This is a genomic window from Streptomyces sp. NPDC089424, assembly GCF_044749345.1.
In the GTDB taxonomy this organism is placed as follows: Bacteria; Actinomycetota; Actinomycetes; order Streptomycetales; family Streptomycetaceae; genus Streptomyces.
This window is the reverse complement of record NZ_JBIVHU010000004.1, coordinates 206878-223729: the sequence shown is the minus strand read 5'-3', so window position 1 is coordinate 223729 and position 16852 is coordinate 206878. Positions and strand designations below refer to the sequence as shown.

The following is a 16852-nucleotide window of genomic DNA, read 5'->3' as shown; positions in this document are numbered from 1 at the left end:
CCCGGGCCCACCGGCCACGACATGTCAACGGTCCACTCTCTCACCCGTCCCGGACGGGTCGGCGCTTTCCGCTGGGGTGTCCGGCCCAGGGTCACTCGGCTGCTCCGGGTCGCCTGCCCCCGGCCGGGAGCCGGACTCCTCCTGGAGACGCTCCGCGGGGCCCTCAGGGTTCTGCGGGGCCTCGTCGGGCTCGCCGGACGGGTCCGTGCCCTCCTCACCCTCCTCGTCGGCCTCCCGGGAGGCCGCCCGCTTGCGCTGGGTGTACATCCGGAAGCCGGCGAGGACAAGGAGCAGGACGCCGCCGCCGATGACCAGCATCACCGTCGCGGTGATCTCGGTGACCTTCACGTCGAAGTACTTGGGCGGCCCGTAGGCCTTGCCGTCCTTGGTGAACAACTGGGCCTTCACGGTCACCCGGCCGTTGGCGTTGGCCGATGTGCCGAACTTCACCGACTGGCTGTGCCCGCCCGAGACGGTGACGGGCTGCTCGGCGTAGCCGGTCCCGCCGAACTCCAGCCGGGTGGGACTCGTCGAGGTGAGCCGCAGGACCAGGTGGTCCACGTCCTGCACCAGGTTGTTCTGGACGGTCACCGGGATCGTGGCGCTGCGGCCGGAGAGCTTGGTCTCCGACTTGTCGATCAGCGTGACCCCCGCGGCGAGGCCGTCCAGGTAGTCCTCCACGCCGTCCCGGTAGTTCTGGGCCTCGGTGGCCCGGCCACGCCAGGACGTGGACATCTCGCGGTTTATGGCCCTGCCGAAGGGGGTCACCACGCGGGACTGGTCGGTGAGGATGACCCGGAAGCTGTCGAGCTTGGCCTGCGTCCGCGCGATCTGGTCGAAGGCCCAGCGCGGCAGCTCCTGCTTGCGCAGGGCGGAGGGGTACTCGGAGGCCGACGGCACCTTCGTGGCGGCCGCGGGGTCCGGCTTGGCCCTCGCGGCCGCGCTCAGGTTCTGCGCCTCGCTCCAGCCGCCGGTCTGCAGCGACGAGATCGCCTCGGCCATGGCCTGGGCCTGGCTCGCGGTCGGCATGCGCTGCGGGGCGACGACGATGCTGCGCTGCTGGTTCGTCTGGAGGTTCAGGGCGAGGCTCTGGGCCAGGAAGCGCTGCACGGACAGCGTCTTCGCGGAGGCCCGCGTCAGATCGCCCTCGAAGGCCTTGGAGAGCCGCGTGTCCGCGACCACCGCCGTGGTGCCGCCGCCGATGGGACGCGCCGCGGACGGCGTGTACGACAGTGCGCCGGTCTCCTCCAGGCTGTCGCTGCGGGCGATCACCTTGTCGGCGCCGGCGGAGGTGGCGACCTTCACGATCGACGGATCGACGGCCCCCTCGACGGGCCACGCGAAGTCCGTGTTCGGCTTCACATGGAGAATCGGCTCCACCGTGTTGGCGACGACGTCCGTGGCCTCCTTGAGGCGGCTCAGCGAGCCGGTGACGTTCGTGCCGTTGTGGGCGAGGGAGGCGAGGTCGGGGTCGGCGTAGGGCAGGGCGACGACCTCCTTGTCCGTCACCGCCTTCTGCAGGTCGGCCAGCCACTGCTTGGCGACCGCCTGCTGCCTGCCCGGAGCGGTGGCGTCGCCCTCGCCCTGGACGCGGTAGCCGCGCGCCATCGCGTCGACGGAGGCCAGGAGGTCAGGGTCGATCACCCAGGTGACGTCGAGGTTCCTGCCCAGCGAGACGAGCTGTTCCAGGCGGCCGCCCCGGGAGATCTCCTTGGCCAGTTCGTCGGTGCGGAAGACCGGCGTCTGCTGCTCGTTCGAACCCGTCTCCGCCGTCATGTGGGCCGTCGAGATCAGCGGCCACAGGAACGTCGTCCTGGTCTTCGTGTCGGCCTCTTCGGGCTGCCAGGGCAGGAACGTCCGCTGGATGCCCAGCACCTGGTCCCAGGGCTGGGCGGCGGTCTCTCCTGAGAGGGTGACGCCGAGCTGGTAGACCCCGGCGTCGCCGAGGTCGAGCTCGTCGACGGGCACGGCGATGTCGAAGCGCTGGGCGACGCCCGGCGTGAGGCTCGCGAAGTCCTGACGGTAGGTGTCGTCGATCTGGGTGCCGTCGGACTCCGGGGAGTGCCCGGTGCGCTTGGCGACGCTGTCGATCGACGAGCGGGTGTCGATCTCAGGTCCGGTGCGCAAGTCCACATGGGCGTCGGTGATCGGCTGCTTGCCCTTGTTGGTCACCGTGCCGGAGATGGTCAGGATGTCGCCGCCGGTGGGGGCGCTGGGGCTGAGCGAGTCGAGGGCGACGGACACGGTGCGGGAGCCGGAGACCTGCTGTGCGGAGTCCTGGCCGGCGGCCTGCGCGGCAGGGGCGGCGGGCAGCTGGAAGAACCCCGCCAGCAGCGGCGCCCCGGCCAGCAACGCTCCGGTGCGCCTCAGCCACCGGCGGGCAGCTGAGGGACTCGTCCCCTGGAAGTCTGCCGCCTCGGCCACGCGCTTGCCCGTCCCTCGTCGTCGTCAGTGGTCGTTCGGATGTGCGTCCACGCATGGTAACGATGCCCGCTGAGGGGAAGTGCCGCGGTCCGGTCCACAAGATCGGGGGAGCCGGGCCCGCTGTCCCCTATGTGCGCCTATGAAGAGGAACACTTCCGAACGTCGTGAGGGCTGGGCTTGTGCCGTATCGGGGCGGGTGTTCGCACGCCCTTAATCGAGACGCTCGCGGTGGTCCGGGCCACGTACCCTGTTCTGTTGTGCCGAACGCCAACGAAGACACCCGTGCCCTGAGTCAGGTGCCGCCCCATGCGACGAATGAGCCGCTGCGGGTCGCGCCTGTCGCCGACGACCTTGGCCGCCGTTTCCAGGAGGCCGGGTTCTCACTCGCCCTGGTCGGCGGATCGGTCCGGGACGCACTGCTCGGACGGCTCGGCAACGATCTCGACTTCACCACCGACGCCCGCCCCGAGGACGTGCTGAAGATCGTCCGGCCGTGGGCGGACTCCGTATGGGACGTCGGTATCGCCTTCGGCACGGTCGGTGCGCAGAAGGACGGCTTCCAGATCGAGGTCACGACCTATCGCTCGGAGGCCTACGACCGTACCTCGCGCAAGCCCGAGGTCTCCTACGGCGACTCCATCGACGAGGATCTCGTCCGCCGGGACTTCACCGTGAACGCGATGGCCGTCTCGCTGCCGGAGAAGGAGTTCATCGATCCGCACGGCGGTCGCGACGATCTCGCCGCGCGGGTACTGCGCACGCCGGGCACCCCTGAGGAGTCCTTCTCGGACGACCCGCTGCGGATGATGCGCGCGGCGCGCTTCGCGGCCCAGCTCGACTTCGAGGTCGCGCCCGAGGTCGTCACGGCGATGCGGGAGATGGCGGGCCGCCTGGAGATCGTCTCGGCCGAGCGGATCCGGGAGGAGCTGAACAAGCTGATCCTCTCCCGGCACCCGCGCAAGGGCCTGAGGCTGCTGGTCGACACCGGGCTCGCCGAGCACGTGCTGCCGGAGCTGCCGGCCCTGCGGCTGGAGAGTGACGAGCACCACCGCCACAAGGACGTCTACGACCACACGCTGATCGTCCTGGAGCAGGCGATGGAGCTGGAGGAGGAGGGCCCGGACCTGACCCTTCGGCTGGCCGCTCTGCTCCACGACATCGGCAAGCCGAGGACACGTCGCTTCGAGAAGGACGGCCGGGTCTCGTTCCACCACCACGAGGTGGTCGGCGCGAAGATGACCAAGAAGCGGATGACGGCACTCAAGTACTCGAACGATCTCGTGAGGGACGTCTCGCGTCTGGTCGAGCTCCACCTCCGCTTCCATGGGTACGGCACCGGCGAGTGGACCGACTCCGCCGTCCGCCGTTACGTCCGGGACGCGGGGCCCCTTCTCGACCGGCTCCACAAGCTGACCCGCTCGGACTGCACCACGCGCAACAGGCGCAAGGCCGCGGCGCTGTCGCGGGCGTACGACGGCCTGGAGGAGCGCATCTCCGAGCTCCAGGAGAAGGAGGAACTGGACGCCATCCGTCCCGATCTCGACGGCAACCAGATCATGGAGATCCTGGGCGTCAAGCCGGGCCCAGCGGTCGGCCGCGCCTACAAGCACATGCTGGAACTTCGTCTGGAGAACGGTCCGATGGGACACGACGAGGCGGTCGCGGCACTCAAGGAGTGGTGGGCCGAGCAGAGCTGAGACCGTGAAACGGGCCTATGTTTCACGTGAAACATAGGCCCGTCACAGGGTCTTCAGGAGACTTCCGGAAGCGAAAGAGGGGCGATGTTTCACGTGAAACATAGGCCCCTCTTCGTCTGTTCCCAGGTGCTTACTGGGCCGAGAGCTCCTCCAGGCACAGCGTGAAGTCGCTGCTGCCGCCCGTCTCGGTGTACTCGCTGTACTTGGTGCGGTCGCACCCTTCCGACGTGCCATCCTTCTTGTCGGCTACCTTGAACGCCGCCTTGGCGTCGCCGCAGTCCACGACCTCCAGGTCCGGGTCGGTGATGCTGTCCGGGTTGGAGATGCTCATGCAGTCGCCGACCGACGCGGTGTTGGCGTCGTCGCGGCTGGCTATGAAGCCGCCGATCACGACACCGGCGACCACGACACCCACCACGATGTTCTTGATCTGCTTGAAGCCCAGCTTGCGGCGCGGCTGCTCCGGCGGGACCGGCGCGTACGGGGCGCCCTGCTGCGGGAATCCGGGCTGCGGGGGCTGGCCCTGCGCGTAGGGGTTCTGGCCCTGGGCGAAGGGGTTCTGGCCCTGGGGCTGCTGGCCCTGCGGCTGCTGGCCCTGTGCGTACGGATTGCCCTGGGGCGGCGGAGTGGTCACTTGGGGGTCCCCCTGGAAACGTAGACGTGAGAAGCGTGGGAGCAGCCCCCCGCGCATAAGACGCACGTAAGTTACAGCGCCACACTGACAACTCGGCAGCCAGGAGTGACTCTGTGTCTTTGATGTGACACTTACTGGCGTGCAAAGCGGGCCATAGTCGCCGCAACCAACCCGTAGATGACCGCCACCGTCAGGACGAGGGGCACCGAGCGTCCGTCCGGCGGCAGCATCAGGGCGGCCACTCCGGCGGCGGCGACGAAGGCGACGTTGAACAGGACGTCGTAGAGCGAGAAGACCCGGCCGCGGAAGCCGTCGTCGACCGCCGACTGCACCAGCGTGTCCGTGGAGATCTTCGCGCCCTGGGTGGTCAGGCCCAGGACGAAGGCGGCGACGAGCGTCGGCCCGATGGCGAAGGGCAGGCCGAGCGCGGGCTCCAGGACGGCGGCGAAGGCCGCGCAGAGCACGATCCAGCGTCCGGGACCGAATCGGCCGGCTGCCCACGGCGTCAGCACCGCCGCCACGAAGAAGCCGGCGCCCGAAACACCCACCACCAGCCCCAGCAGGGCGAGTCCGTCGTCGGTGTTCGCGCTGAAGGCGTATCGGCAGAGCATCAGCAGCATGACCGTCAGGGCGCCGTAGCAGAAGCGCATCAGCGTCATCGACGCCAGCGCCCAGGCGGCCTCCCGCCGTGCGGGAGCGGTGAGATGACGCAGGCCCGCCACGAGATCGCGGGCTGTGCCGGTGAGCGCTGGCCCGAGGCGACGGGGCACCAGTGTGCGGTCGGGGCCCAGCAGTTCGCGCCCGATCCGCAGGGACGCCAGCGCCGAGCAGAGGTACAGCGCGGCGCCGACCAGCACCACGGCGGCGTCCGAGTCCGCGAAAACCAGCCGTACGAGGAAGGCGAGGCCGCCGCCGGCGGTCGCGGCGAGCGTCCCGGCCGTCGGGGAGAGGGAGTTGGCCATCACGAGGCGGTCCTCGTCGACGACGCGGGGCAGCGCCGCGGACAGGCCCGCGAGGACGAACCGGTTGACGGCGGTGACGCACAGGGCGGAGACGTAGAAGAGCCAGTCCGGGACCTGGCTGATCATCAGCAGCGCCGTCGCCGACGCGAGCAGGGCGCGCAGCAGGTTGCCGTACAGAAAGACCTGGCGGCGGCGCCAGCGGTCCAGCAGGACGCCGGCGAACGGGCCCACCAGGGAGTAGGGAAGGAGCAGTACCGCCATGGCCGAGGCGATCTCCACGGGCGAGGTCTGCCGCTCCGGGGAGAAGACGACGTAGGTGGCGAGGCCGACCTGGTACACGCCGTCGGCGCCCTGGGACAGCAGCCGCACGGCGAGCAGGCGCCGGAAGTTCCGGAAGCGGAGCAGGACGCGTAGATCGCGTACGACGGCCATGGGCACAGCCTCACATACGGGGAGGGTCCCCGGGCGCACTGCCTCGGGGACCCTCTGCCCGGAGAGGGAGAGCCTTAGCGCTCGACCTCGCCCTTGATGAACTTCTCGACGTTCTCGCGGGCCACGTCGTCGAAGTACTGCACCGGCGGGGACTTCATGAAGTAGCTCGACGCGGAGAGGATCGGGCCGCCGATGCCGCGGTCCTTGGCGATCTTCGCGGCGCGCAGGGCGTCGATGATGACACCGGCCGAGTTCGGGGAGTCCCAGACCTCGAGCTTGTACTCCAGGTTCAGCGGGACGTCACCGAAGGCACGGCCCTCCAGGCGGACGTAGGCCCACTTGCGGTCGTCGAGCCAGGCGACGTAGTCGGACGGGCCGATGTGGACGTTCTTCTCGCCGAGGTCCCGGTCGGGGATCTGCGAGGTGACGGCCTGCGTCTTGGAGATCTTCTTGGACTCCAGGCGCTCGCGCTCGAGCATGTTCTTGAAGTCCATGTTGCCGCCGACGTTCAGCTGCATCGTGCGGTCCAGGATGACGCCCCGGTCCTCGAACAGCTTCGCCATCACGCGGTGCGTGATGGTGGCGCCGACCTGGGACTTGATGTCGTCGCCGACGATCGGGACACCGGCCTCGGTGAACTTGTCCGCCCACTCCTTGGTGCCGGCGATGAAGACCGGGAGGGCGTTGACGAAGGCGACCTTGGCATCGATGGCGCACTGGGCGTAGAACTTCGCCGCCGCCTCGGAGCCGACGGGCAGGTAGCAGACGAGTACGTCGACCTGCTTGTCCTTGAGGATCCGGACGACGTCGACCGGCTCCTCGGCGGACTCCTCGATGGTCTGGCGGTAGTACTTGCCGAGACCGTCCAGGGTGTGGCCGCGCTGGACGGTCACGCCCGTGCTCGGAACGTCGCAGATCTTGATGGTGTTGTTCTCCGAGGCGCCGATGGCGTCCGCGAGGTCGAGACCGACCTTCTTCGCGTCGACATCGAACGCGGCGACGAACTCCACGTCACGGACGTGGTAGTCGCCGAACTGGACGTGCATCAGGCCGGGGACCTTGGACGCCGGGTCGGCGTCCTTGTAGTACTCGACTCCCTGCACCAGCGACGCGGCGCAGTTGCCCACGCCGACGACGGCTACGCGAACCGAACCCATTCCGGTTGCTCCCTGTGTGTATTCGGTGAGGCCCTGACGGGGGCCTCACGTGGCGGTGTCGTCGGGCGAATCCGGCCGGGTGGTGTCCCCGGGCCGGGGCAGGTCGCCCGACGCTCCAGATGTGGTGTCCTGCGGAGCGGACCCCCCGGCGGCGGAACCGTGAAGGTCCCGCCCGGCCCGCTCGCTCTCGATGAGCTCGTTCAGCCAGCGCACCTCGCGCTCCACGGACTCCATCCCGTGGCGCTGGAGCTCAAGCGTGTAGTCGTCGAGTCGCTCCCGGGTGCGGGCGAGGGAGGCGCGCATCTTCTCCAGGCGCTCCTCCAGCCGGCTGCGGCGGCCCTCCAGCACGCGCATGCGTACGTCACGGGAGGTCTGGCCGAAGAAGGCGAACCGGGCGGCGAAGGTCTCGTCCTCGTACGCGTCCGGACCCGTCTGGGCGAGCAGCTCCTCGAAGTGCTCCTTACCGTCCGCCGTCAACCTGTAGACGATCTTGGCGCGACGTCCGGCGAGGGGAGCGGCGAGGGCGTCCTCGGTGGTGTTTCCCGGCTCCTCGATCAACCAGCCGTTGGCGACCAGCGTCTTGAGGCAGGGGTAAAGCGTCCCGTAGCTGAACGCCCGGAACACACCCAGTGACGTGTTGAGCCGTTTGCGCAGCTCGTAGCCGTGCATCGGGGACTCGCGGAGCAGGCCGAGGACGGCGAACTCAAGGATCCCGGAACGCCGGCTCATGGTCGCCTCCTCACTGCCGCGGTCGTGTGCCGTCACGGTCTCTATGCCGAGCTGATGTATCGACTCGATACATCAGCACGATAGAACGCCTCCTTGAATGCGACAAGAGGGGGAATCGTGAACGGCGTCACATCACTGATTCGTGAGAAGCAAGTTGCCTGTTTTGGGGTGAACTTCAGGACTAGGCGCGTTTTGGAGCTGCGTAGTCTGTGCGGCATGCACACCACCGGGAACCAAGTTGCCTCCGGGGGCGTCCTTGTCCCCGGTGCAGTACGGGTGAATGAGGAACCGACCACATCCGTACTTCGGGGGGACCGGAAACCAGCCGCCGTTTCCAGGCGCGCCAGGGTGCGCCTGCCCTAGGAGTAGTCGTTCGATGAGCGAGCACCGTCGCAAACCGCCGCAGCCGCAGGGAGGCGGACGTGCCGCGGCCCGACGCGGCCAGTCCGGTTCGTCCTCCGGCCGCCGTGCGGCACCGCGAGGCGCCACCGGGTCTCCTTCCGACGCGTACGCGTCGGATTCCTCTGGGCCGGGAGGCGAGGAGCGGCCGTACACCGGCCGAGCCGAGGCCCGGCGCGCGGCACAGAGGAGTGGTGGCAGTCGCCGCAGACCAGCAGACCCCGGCCGGGGCGGCCGACGCGCGGCCGCGGCCGGACCGGGTCGAGGGCGTGCCGCCTCCGACAAGAAGCGGATCATCGACTATCCGCGTGCCGGCCGCGACGGCTGGCGCCGTTGGACCCCCTCCTGGAAACTCTTCTCCGGCCTGTGCCTGGGCTTCTTCGGCGGCATGATCGCCGTCGCGGGCATCGGATACGCCATGGTGGGTGTGCCCAACGTCGCCGACACAGCCACGGCACAGAACAACGTCTACTACTGGGCCGACGGCTCCGAGATGGTGTCCACGGGCGGGGAGACGAACCGGCAGATCATCAATCTGTCGCAGATCCCCAAGAACATGCGAAATGCGGTCATCTCGCAGGAGAACAAGACCTTCGAGACGGACAGCGGCATCGACCCCAAGGGCATCGCCCGCGCGGTGTTCAACATGGCCCGGGGCGGCGAGACGCAGGGTGGTTCCACCATCACCCAGCAGTACGTCAAGAACGCCATGCTGGACGACCAGTCCCAGACGGCCACGCGTAAGTTCAAGGAGCTCTTCGTCTCCATCAAGGTGGGCGCCTCCATCCCCAAGGACAAGATCATGGAGGGCTACCTCAACACCGCTTACTACGGCCGCAGCGCCTTCGGTATCCAGGCCGCGGCCCGGGCGTACTTCAACAAGGACGCCATCAACCTGGACGCGGGCGAGTGCGCCTTCCTGGCGGCCATGCTCAAGGGCGCCACCTACTACGACCCGGCCGGCGCGACGTCCATCGACCCCGCCGCCACCGAGGAAGCCAACAAGCGGCGTGCGCTGCGGCAGATGCAGGACACGCTGGACAAGATGGTCGAGTACGGCCATCTGGACGCCGCGGAGCGGGCCAAGCACACCAAGCTGCCCAAGGTCGAGAACCCCCGGGCGAACCGGGCCCTGAGCGGGCAGATCGGTTACCTGGTCGACCTCGCGAACGGCTACCTGGTCAACAACAGCGAGAAGACCGGCGTCACCGAGCGCAAGCTCCGGGAGGGCGGTCTCACGATCAAGACGACCTTCGACAAGAAGAAGATCGACGCGCTCGAGAAGTCGGTCAAGAAGGTCCAGAAGGCCAACATCGATCCCAAGAAGCGGCCGGACAAGGACACGCACGTCCAGTTCGGCGGCGCTTCCGTGGATCCGGCCACCGGCGCCATCGTGGCGATCTACGGCGGTGAGGACGCGACCAAGCACTTCACCAACAACGCCAACGAGACCGGCGCCCAGGTCGGATCGACGTTCAAGCCGTTCGTGCTCGCGGCGGCCATGAAGTGGGGTGTCCGCGATCCCGACCTCGGGCCGACCCAGGCCCAGGACGAGCGGACCGTCGTCTCCCCCAAGAGCCTGTACAGCGGCAAGAACAAGCTCAAGATCAAGAACTACGACAAGTCGGTCTGGCACGACGACAAGGGCAAGGAGTGGCTGCAGGTCAACGACGGTGACGAGACCTACGGCGACGCACCGAACCACAAGATCGACCTCCGTGAGGCGATGCAGTTCTCGGTGAACTCGGCCTACGTGCAGCTCGGCATGGACGTCGGCCTGGACAAGGTCAAGGAGGCCGCCACCGACTCGGGTGTCCTGGAGAGCAGCCTGGCCGGCATCGACTACCCGTCGTTCTCCCTGGGCATCTCCGACCCCAGCGCGATCCGCATGGCGGGCTCGTACGCCACTTTCGCCGCCAGCGGCAAGCAGCGCGACCCGTACTCCGTCCAGAAGGTCACCGACAAGGACGGCACGCTCTTCGAGCACGAGACGTCGGCCAAGCAGGCCTTCAGCTCCAAGGTCGCCGACAACGTCACCGACGTGCTGAAGACCGTGGTCGAGGACGGAACGGGCACCAACGCCCAGCTCACGGGCCGGGAGGTGGCCGGCAAGACCGGTACGACCGACGGCAACAAGTCGGCCTGGTTCGTCGGCTACACCCCGCAGCTGTCCACCGCGATCAGCATGTTCCGCTACCCCGACGACGAGAACATCAAGAACCGTACGTTCCTGGAGATGTACGGCACCGGTGGTCAGGAGTCGATTCACGGTGCCTCGTTCCCGTCCGAGATCTGGCACGACTACATGGAGCTGGCGCTCAAGGGCAAGCCGGTCGTGAAGTTCCCCGTTCCCGAGCCCATCGGAGAGGTGCTCAACGAGGACCCGATCCCGACGCCGACTCCCTCGGTCACCGAGACCGAGGAGGAGAGCCCGTCGCCCACCCCGACGCCCACGGAGTCCGAGGTCCTTCCCTCGCCCTCGGTGACCGAGACCTGCCGTCCCTTCGACTGGGACTGCGACGAGACCGGTGGCACCGGGCCCGGCGGGACGGACGCGGGTGGTACCGACGGTGGTGTGACGACGTCGCCCTCACCCAGTGAGACGGATGAGGACGGCGGTAACAACAACGGTGGCGGTAACAACAACGGCGGCCAGGGCGGGCTCTTCGGAGGCCCGGACGAGTAGCCGACGTATCGCCCATCGTGGGTGTTTCACGTGAAACCGGATCGTTGTTTCACGTGAAACGAGGGCCGCCGCACCTGACAGGTGCGGCGGCCCTCGTCGTATTCCCGGACACGTACGGCAGGATGTGCCCCATGCCCAGTGCACAGACGACGCAAGCGAGCGAGCGCGAGCCCGACCCGGTGCGGCCCACCAGGGTCGACGAGGTCGCCGCGCGTGGCAGCGAGCTGATCGGCGGTCCCCTCGGACGGCGCGCCCTGCTCGGGACGTCCTGGTGGACTCCGGTGCGGGTGATCGTGCTCGTGGCGATCGGTGTCTTCGTCCTCGGGCTGGTCCAGAAGGCACCCTGCTACGACGGCGCCTGGTTCTACGGAGCCAGTTCGCAGTACACGCACGCCTGCTACTCGGACATTCCGCACTTGTACAGCGGGCGCGGCTTCTCCGAGGGGCTGGTGCCGTACTTCGACCGACTCCCCGGCGACATGGAGTACCTCGAGTACCCGGTGCTGACCGGTGTGTTCATGGAGGTCGCGGCCTGGATCACGCCCGGCAGCGGCAGCATCCAGGACCAGCAGCAGTGGTACTGGATGGTCAACACCGGGATGCTGATGGTCTGCGTGGCCGTCATCGCCGTCTGTGTGACCCGGACGCACGCGCGCCGCCCTTGGGACGGCCTGCTGGTCGCCCTGGCACCCGCCTTCGCCCTGACCGCCACCATCAACTGGGACCTGCTGGCGGTCGCTCTGACGGCCGCGGCGATGCTGATGTGGGCTCGGGGCCGTTCCGTGGCCTTCGGCGTGCTCCTGGGCCTCGCCACGGCCGCCAAGCTCTATCCGCTCTTCCTGCTCGGGCCGCTGTTCGTGCTGTGCTGGCGTGCCGGCAAGTGGCGGGACTTCGGCAAGGCACTGGCGGGCGCGGGCGTCGCCTGGCTGGTCGTGAACCTGCCGGTGATGCTCTTCGCCTTCGAGGGCTGGTCGAAGTTCTACACGTTCAGCCAGGAGCGGGGTGTCGACTTCGGATCCTTCTGGCTGATCCTGGTGCAGAACTCCAGCGACCCGCTCAGCACCGAGACGGTCAACACCCTCGCCACGCTTCTGATGCTGCTGTGCTGCGTGGGCATCGCGGCACTCACCCTCACCGCGCCGCGCCGTCCGCGCTTCGCCCAGTTGGCCTTTCTGATCGTCGCGGCGTTCATCCTCACCAACAAGGTCTACTCACCGCAGTACGTCCTGTGGCTGGTCCCGCTGGCCGCGCTGGCCCGGCCGAAGTGGCGGGACTTCCTGATCTGGCAGGCGTGCGAAGTGGCGTACTTCCTGGGGATCTGGATGTACCTCGCGTACACGACCAGCGGGGACGCCCACAAGGGACTGCCGACCGACGGCTATCACTGGGCGATCGCCGTACACCTGCTGGGGACCCTGTACCTGTGCGTCCTCGTCGTGCGCGACATCCTCATGCCGGACCGGGACGTGGTGCGCCGCGACGGTGAGGACGATCCCTCCGGGGGTGTGCTCGACCGCGCGGAGGACGTGTTCGTCCTCGGTGCCGCGGCTCATCCCCCGCGGCACGCGGCCCAGTTCGAGGGGCCCCACGTGGAGTGGGGCAACGGCAAGGCGGCGGACGGTTCGCTCTGAGCGAACAGACCTTCGGGGCGGACCGACGGGAAAGGCCGTGCACGCGGACGGCGTGTACGGCCTTTCGGGCTGTCGGGGCAGGTGGCCGCCGTCAGCGGTCGACGATGCGGTCGAACTGCGTGGTGGTGTGCCGCAGATGGGCCACCAGCTCGTCACCGACCTTCGGCTCCGGGGCGTCCGACGGCACGAAGAGGATGGACACCTGCATGTGCGGGGGTTCGGCGAACCAGCGCTGCTTGCCGCCCCAGACGAACGGCGAGAGGTTCCGGTTCACCGTGGCGAGACCGGCGCGGGCGACGCCCTTGGCGCGCGGCATGACGCCGTGCAGCGCCTTGGGGGCCTCCAGGCCCACCCCGTGCGACGTACCGCCCGCCACGACCACCAGGAAGCCGTCCGACGCCACCCTCTGCTGCCGGTAGCCGAAACGGTCGCCCTTGGCGACGCGGGTGACGTCCAGCACGGCGCCGCGGTACTCCGTGGCGTCGTGGTCCCCGAGCCACAGCCGGGTGCCGATACGGGCACGGAAACGGGTCTGCGGGAACTGCTGCCGCAGCCGGGCCAGTTCCTCGGCCTTGAGGTGGCTGACGAACATCGTGTGCAGCGGGAGCCGGGCGGCGCGCAGCCGGTCCATCCAGCCGATGACCTCCTCGACGGCGTCGGATCCGTCGGTGCGGTCCAGCGGCAGGTGGATGGCGAAGCCCTCCAGCCGGACGTTCTCGATCGCGGAGTGCAGCTGCGCGAGGTCCTGCTCGCTGATGCCGTGCCGCTTCATCGAGGACATCACCTCGATGACGACGCGGGCACCCACGAGGCCGTACACGCCGTCGATCGACGAGACCGAGCGGATGACCCGGTCCGGCAGCGGCACGGGCTCCTCGCCCCGGCGGTACGGCGTCAGCACCAGCAGGTCGCCGCCGAACCAGTCCTTGATGCGCGCGGCTTCGTACGTCGTGCCGACGGCGAGGACGTCCGAGCCCAGACGAGTGGCCTCCTCCGCCAGGCGTTCGTGTCCGAAGCCGTAGCCGTTGCCCTTGCAGACCGGGACGAGACCCGGGAACTGCTCCTGCACGTGCTTGTGGTGCGCCCGCCAGCGCGCGGTGTCGACGTAGAGCGTGAGCGCCATGGCCGGACCTGGAACCTTTCTGGTGGCTGCGGTGAGTCAGCTGCGGTGTGTCGGGGGTGGGGCAGCGAACTGAGCTGCCCAGGCCGGCGGTGGTGCCGCCGGCGTCGCTCAGCGGCGCGACATGTAGATGTCGAGCGCCTTGTGGAGCAGCTTGTTCAGCGGGAAGTCCCACTCGCCGAGGTACTCGGCCGCTTGCCCGCCGGTGCCGACCTTGAACTGGATCAGCCCGAAGAGGTGGTCGGACTCGTCCAGCGAGTCGGAGATGCCGCGCAGGTCGTAGACGGTGGCGCCGAGCGCGTAGGCGTCGCGCAGCATCCGCCACTGCATCGCGTTCGAGGGCCGGACCTCACGGCCGATGTTGTCCGAGGCGCCGTAGGAGTACCAGACGTGCCCGCCGACGATCAGCATCGTCGCCGCAGACAGGTTCACTCCGTTGTGGCGGGCGAAGTACAGCCGCATGCGGTTGGGGTCCTCGCTGTTGAGGGCCGTCCACATGCGCTGGAAGTACGACAGCGGGCGGGGCCGGAAGTGGTCGCGCACCGCCGTGATCTCGTACAGCCGCTGCCACTCCTCCAGGTCCTGGTAGCCGCCCTGGACGACCTCGACGCCGGCCTTCTCGGCCTTCTTGATGTTGCGGCGCCACAGCTGGTTGAAGTCCTTGTGGACCTCTTCCAGGGAGCGGTTCGCCAGCGGCACCTGGAAGACGTAGCGGGGCTGCACGTCACCGAAGCCGGCGCCCCCGTCCTCACCCTGCTGCCAGCCCATCCGACGGAGCTTGTCGGCGACCTCGAAAGCGCGCGGCTCGATGAAGTCGGCCTCGATGTCGCGCAGGCGCTTGACGTCCGGGTCCTGGATGCCCCTCTTGATGGACGTGGCCTCCCAGCGCCGGATGATCACCGGCGGGCCCATCTTCACGGAGAAGGCGCCCTGCTGCTTGAGGTGGGCAAGCATCGGCTGGATCCAGTCGTCCAGATTCGGCGCGAACCAGTTGATGACCGGGCCCTCGGGAAGGTAGGCGAGGTAGCGCTTGATCTTGGGCAGCTGGCGGTAGAGGACCAGTCCCGCGCCGACGAGCTCGCCCGTCCGCTCGTCGAACCAGCCGAGGTTCTCGGAACGCCACTCCGCCTTGACGTCAGCCCAGGCCGGGACCTGCATGTGGCTAGCCGACGGCAGGCTCTGGACATAGGCCAGATGCTGCTCTCGACTGATGGTCCTCAGGGTCAGGCTCATTCGGGGCGCTCCTCGGGCTGGTGTGTCCCCATGGGTTCAGGGGCTCCGGCTCTCGCGCCGAAGCCTACTGCGCCCCACGACCGCCCTCACTGGGCGTGCGTCACCTTCGCCGCGGCGGACATGGCCGCGGCGGTGCGCTGCGGGCCCTGGGGGGCTCGGCGTCCGGTCGGAGGGCAGGGGGCCGGACGGGTCAGAGACCGCCGAAGAGTCCTCCGTGGGCCATGCCCAGGAAGAAGCCGATGGCCGAGGCACCGAGGCCCATCACCAGTGCGAAGCGTGCGCGGGTCGTCTCCGAGATCCACTGGCCGTAGGCACCGGTGAGGATGCCCACCAGACCGGTCCAGGAGCTGATCAGATGAAGGCTGTCGAACATCGCCGTCACGAACGCGGTCACCCCGAGGACAGCGGTCACCCAGAGCAGCGTGTCCTGGAGGGGACGCCGCTTCCCGTCCGTGGCGAGCAGGGATCCGGCGGTGTTGGGTCGCAAAGCCTGTGCCATAGGGCACCTCCTGCGGAAAACGGCGCATCGTAGCGCCATACACACCCGACGTGTACAGATTGACGGGCACCACGGCCGGATTTCAACCGGAAGCCGCTGTGCGGGTACTCTGTACCGTCCGCACCGGTGTCTGCCCAGGCCCTGGCAGGAAGCCCCGACAAGGGCCTCCGACTGTCAGTGGTGGCCGATACCGTTGCTACGCATCACGACCCTCCTGCCACGGAACGACCGTGGCCGCTGAGTCCAAAGGAGGTGGGTTCCACATGCGTCACTACGAGGTGATGGTCATCCTCGACCCCGATCTCGAGGAGCGCTCTGTCTCCCCGCTGATCGAGAACTTCCTCTCTGTCGTCCGTGACGGCGGCGGAAAGGTCGAGAAGGTCGACACCTGGGGCCGTCGTCGTCTCTCGTACGAGATCAAGAAGAAGCCCGAGGGCATCTACTCGGTCATCGACCTGCAGGCCGAGCCTGCGGTCGTCAAGGAGCTCGACCGCCAGATGAACCTGAACGAGTCGGTCCTCCGGACCAAGGTCCTCCGTCCCGAGACCCACTGAGCTCTCGCTCAGCTGATCCCGGGATTCGAGTAGCACCACCAGCAGCCAGCAGCAAACCCGCCGAGAGGTTCCCCCATGGCAGGCGAGACCGTCATCACGGTCATCGGCAATCTTGTCGACGACCCCGAGCTGCGCTTCACCCCCTCCGGTGCGGCGGTCGCGAAGTTCCGTGTCGCGTCCACGCCCCGGACCTTCGACCGTCAGACCAACGAGTGGAAGGACGGCGAGAGCCTGTTCCTGACCTGCTCGGTCTGGCGCCAGGCGGCGGAGAACGTCGCCGAGTCGCTCCAGCGAGGCATGCGCGTCGTCGTGCAGGGCCGGCTGAAGCAGCGGTCCTACGAGGACCGTGAGGGAGTCAAGCGCACGGTCTTCGAGCTGGACGTCGAGGAAGTCGGCCCCAGCCTGCGCAACGCCACGGCCAAGGTCACCAAGACCGCCGGCCGAGGTGGCCAGGGCGGTTACGGCGGCGGTGGCGGTGGCGGCCAGCAGGGTGGCGGCGGCTGGGGCGGTGGCCCCGGTGGCGGCCAGCAGGCCGGCGGCGCTCCTGCCGACGACCCCTGGGCGACAGGCGCTCCCGCCGGCGGCAACCAGGGCGGCGGCGGTGGCGGCGGCTGGGGCGGTGGCTCCGGCGGCAGCGGTGGCGGCTACTCGGACGAGCCCCCCTTCTAGGCCTCACGGCCGAAGGTGGGCCCACC

At 68.6% G+C, this 16852-nt stretch carries 13 protein-coding genes; 5 read left to right on the top strand and 8 right to left on the bottom strand.

The window, feature by feature from the left end:
• Positions 1-24: 24 nt before the first annotated feature.
• Positions 25-2424: a DUF6049 family protein gene (locus ACIP2X_RS20695; RefSeq protein WP_401675027.1), complete on the bottom strand. Its 2400-nt coding sequence runs from the start codon at positions 2422-2424 to the stop codon at positions 25-27.
• 257 nt (positions 2425-2681) lie between these two features.
• On the opposite strand from ACIP2X_RS20695, the gene ACIP2X_RS20690 reads away from it, so the two are divergent.
• Entirely contained in the window at positions 2682-4121 is a 1440-nt protein-coding gene (locus ACIP2X_RS20690) for a CCA tRNA nucleotidyltransferase (protein ID WP_401675024.1), read from the top strand.
• A 130-nt stretch (positions 4122-4251) separates the two neighbouring features.
• Here the strand turns inward: ACIP2X_RS20690 and ACIP2X_RS20685 are convergent, their stop codons facing one another.
• From ACIP2X_RS20685 to ACIP2X_RS20670, 4 genes are all read right to left on the bottom strand, one after another.
• Positions 4252-4755 carry a hypothetical protein gene (locus ACIP2X_RS20685; protein WP_401675021.1) on the bottom strand — a complete coding sequence of 168 codons (504 nt, stop codon included), beginning with the start codon at positions 4753-4755 and terminating at the stop codon, positions 4252-4254.
• Positions 4756-4886: 131 nt separating this feature from the next.
• Positions 4887-6149, bottom strand: coding sequence for an MFS transporter (locus ACIP2X_RS20680; RefSeq protein WP_401675018.1), 1263 nt, complete (start codon positions 6147-6149; stop codon positions 4887-4889).
• Between the two features lie 74 nt (positions 6150-6223).
• Entirely contained in the window at positions 6224-7306 is a 1083-nt protein-coding gene (locus ACIP2X_RS20675; RefSeq protein WP_401675015.1) for an inositol-3-phosphate synthase, read from the bottom strand.
• A gap of 45 nt (positions 7307-7351) precedes the next feature.
• Positions 7352-8035 carry a helix-turn-helix transcriptional regulator gene (locus tag ACIP2X_RS20670; RefSeq protein ID WP_401675013.1) on the bottom strand — a complete coding sequence of 228 codons (684 nt, stop codon included), beginning with the start codon at positions 8033-8035 and terminating at the stop codon, positions 7352-7354.
• A 376-nt stretch (positions 8036-8411) separates the two neighbouring features.
• Between ACIP2X_RS20670 and ACIP2X_RS20665 the strand changes: the two genes are divergently transcribed.
• Entirely contained in the window at positions 8412-11120 is a 2709-nt protein-coding gene (locus ACIP2X_RS20665) for a transglycosylase domain-containing protein (protein WP_401675010.1), read from the top strand.
• 131 nt (positions 11121-11251) lie between these two features.
• Positions 11252-12751 (top strand): glycosyltransferase family 87 protein, encoded by a 1500-nt coding sequence (locus tag ACIP2X_RS20660; RefSeq protein ID WP_401675007.1) that lies wholly within the window; start codon positions 11252-11254, stop codon positions 12749-12751.
• Between the two features lie 91 nt (positions 12752-12842).
• On the opposite strand, the gene ACIP2X_RS20655 is transcribed toward ACIP2X_RS20660, so the two are convergent.
• From ACIP2X_RS20655 to ACIP2X_RS20645, 3 genes are all read right to left on the bottom strand, one after another.
• On the bottom strand, positions 12843-13874 hold the full coding sequence (locus tag ACIP2X_RS20655; protein WP_401675005.1) for an alanine racemase: 1032 nt from the start codon (positions 13872-13874) through the stop codon (positions 12843-12845).
• 108 nt (positions 13875-13982) lie between these two features.
• Positions 13983-15104: a peptidoglycan bridge formation glycyltransferase FemX gene (gene femX / locus ACIP2X_RS20650; RefSeq protein WP_401675003.1), complete on the bottom strand. Its 1122-nt coding sequence runs from the start codon at positions 15102-15104 to the stop codon at positions 13983-13985.
• Positions 15105-15294: 190 nt separating this feature from the next.
• Positions 15295-15603: a hypothetical protein gene (locus tag ACIP2X_RS20645; RefSeq protein WP_401675001.1), complete on the bottom strand. Its 309-nt coding sequence runs from the start codon at positions 15601-15603 to the stop codon at positions 15295-15297.
• Between the two features lie 263 nt (positions 15604-15866).
• On the opposite strand from ACIP2X_RS20645, the gene rpsF reads away from it, so the two are divergent.
• Both rpsF and ACIP2X_RS20635 read left to right on the top strand, forming a co-directional pair.
• Positions 15867-16157: a 30S ribosomal protein S6 gene (gene rpsF / locus ACIP2X_RS20640; RefSeq protein ID WP_019324683.1), complete on the top strand. Its 291-nt coding sequence runs from the start codon at positions 15867-15869 to the stop codon at positions 16155-16157.
• Positions 16158-16232: 75 nt separating this feature from the next.
• Positions 16233-16826 carry a single-stranded DNA-binding protein gene (locus tag ACIP2X_RS20635; RefSeq protein WP_401674998.1) on the top strand — a complete coding sequence of 198 codons (594 nt, stop codon included), beginning with the start codon at positions 16233-16235 and terminating at the stop codon, positions 16824-16826.
• The last annotated feature ends 26 nt before the right edge of the window (positions 16827-16852 follow it).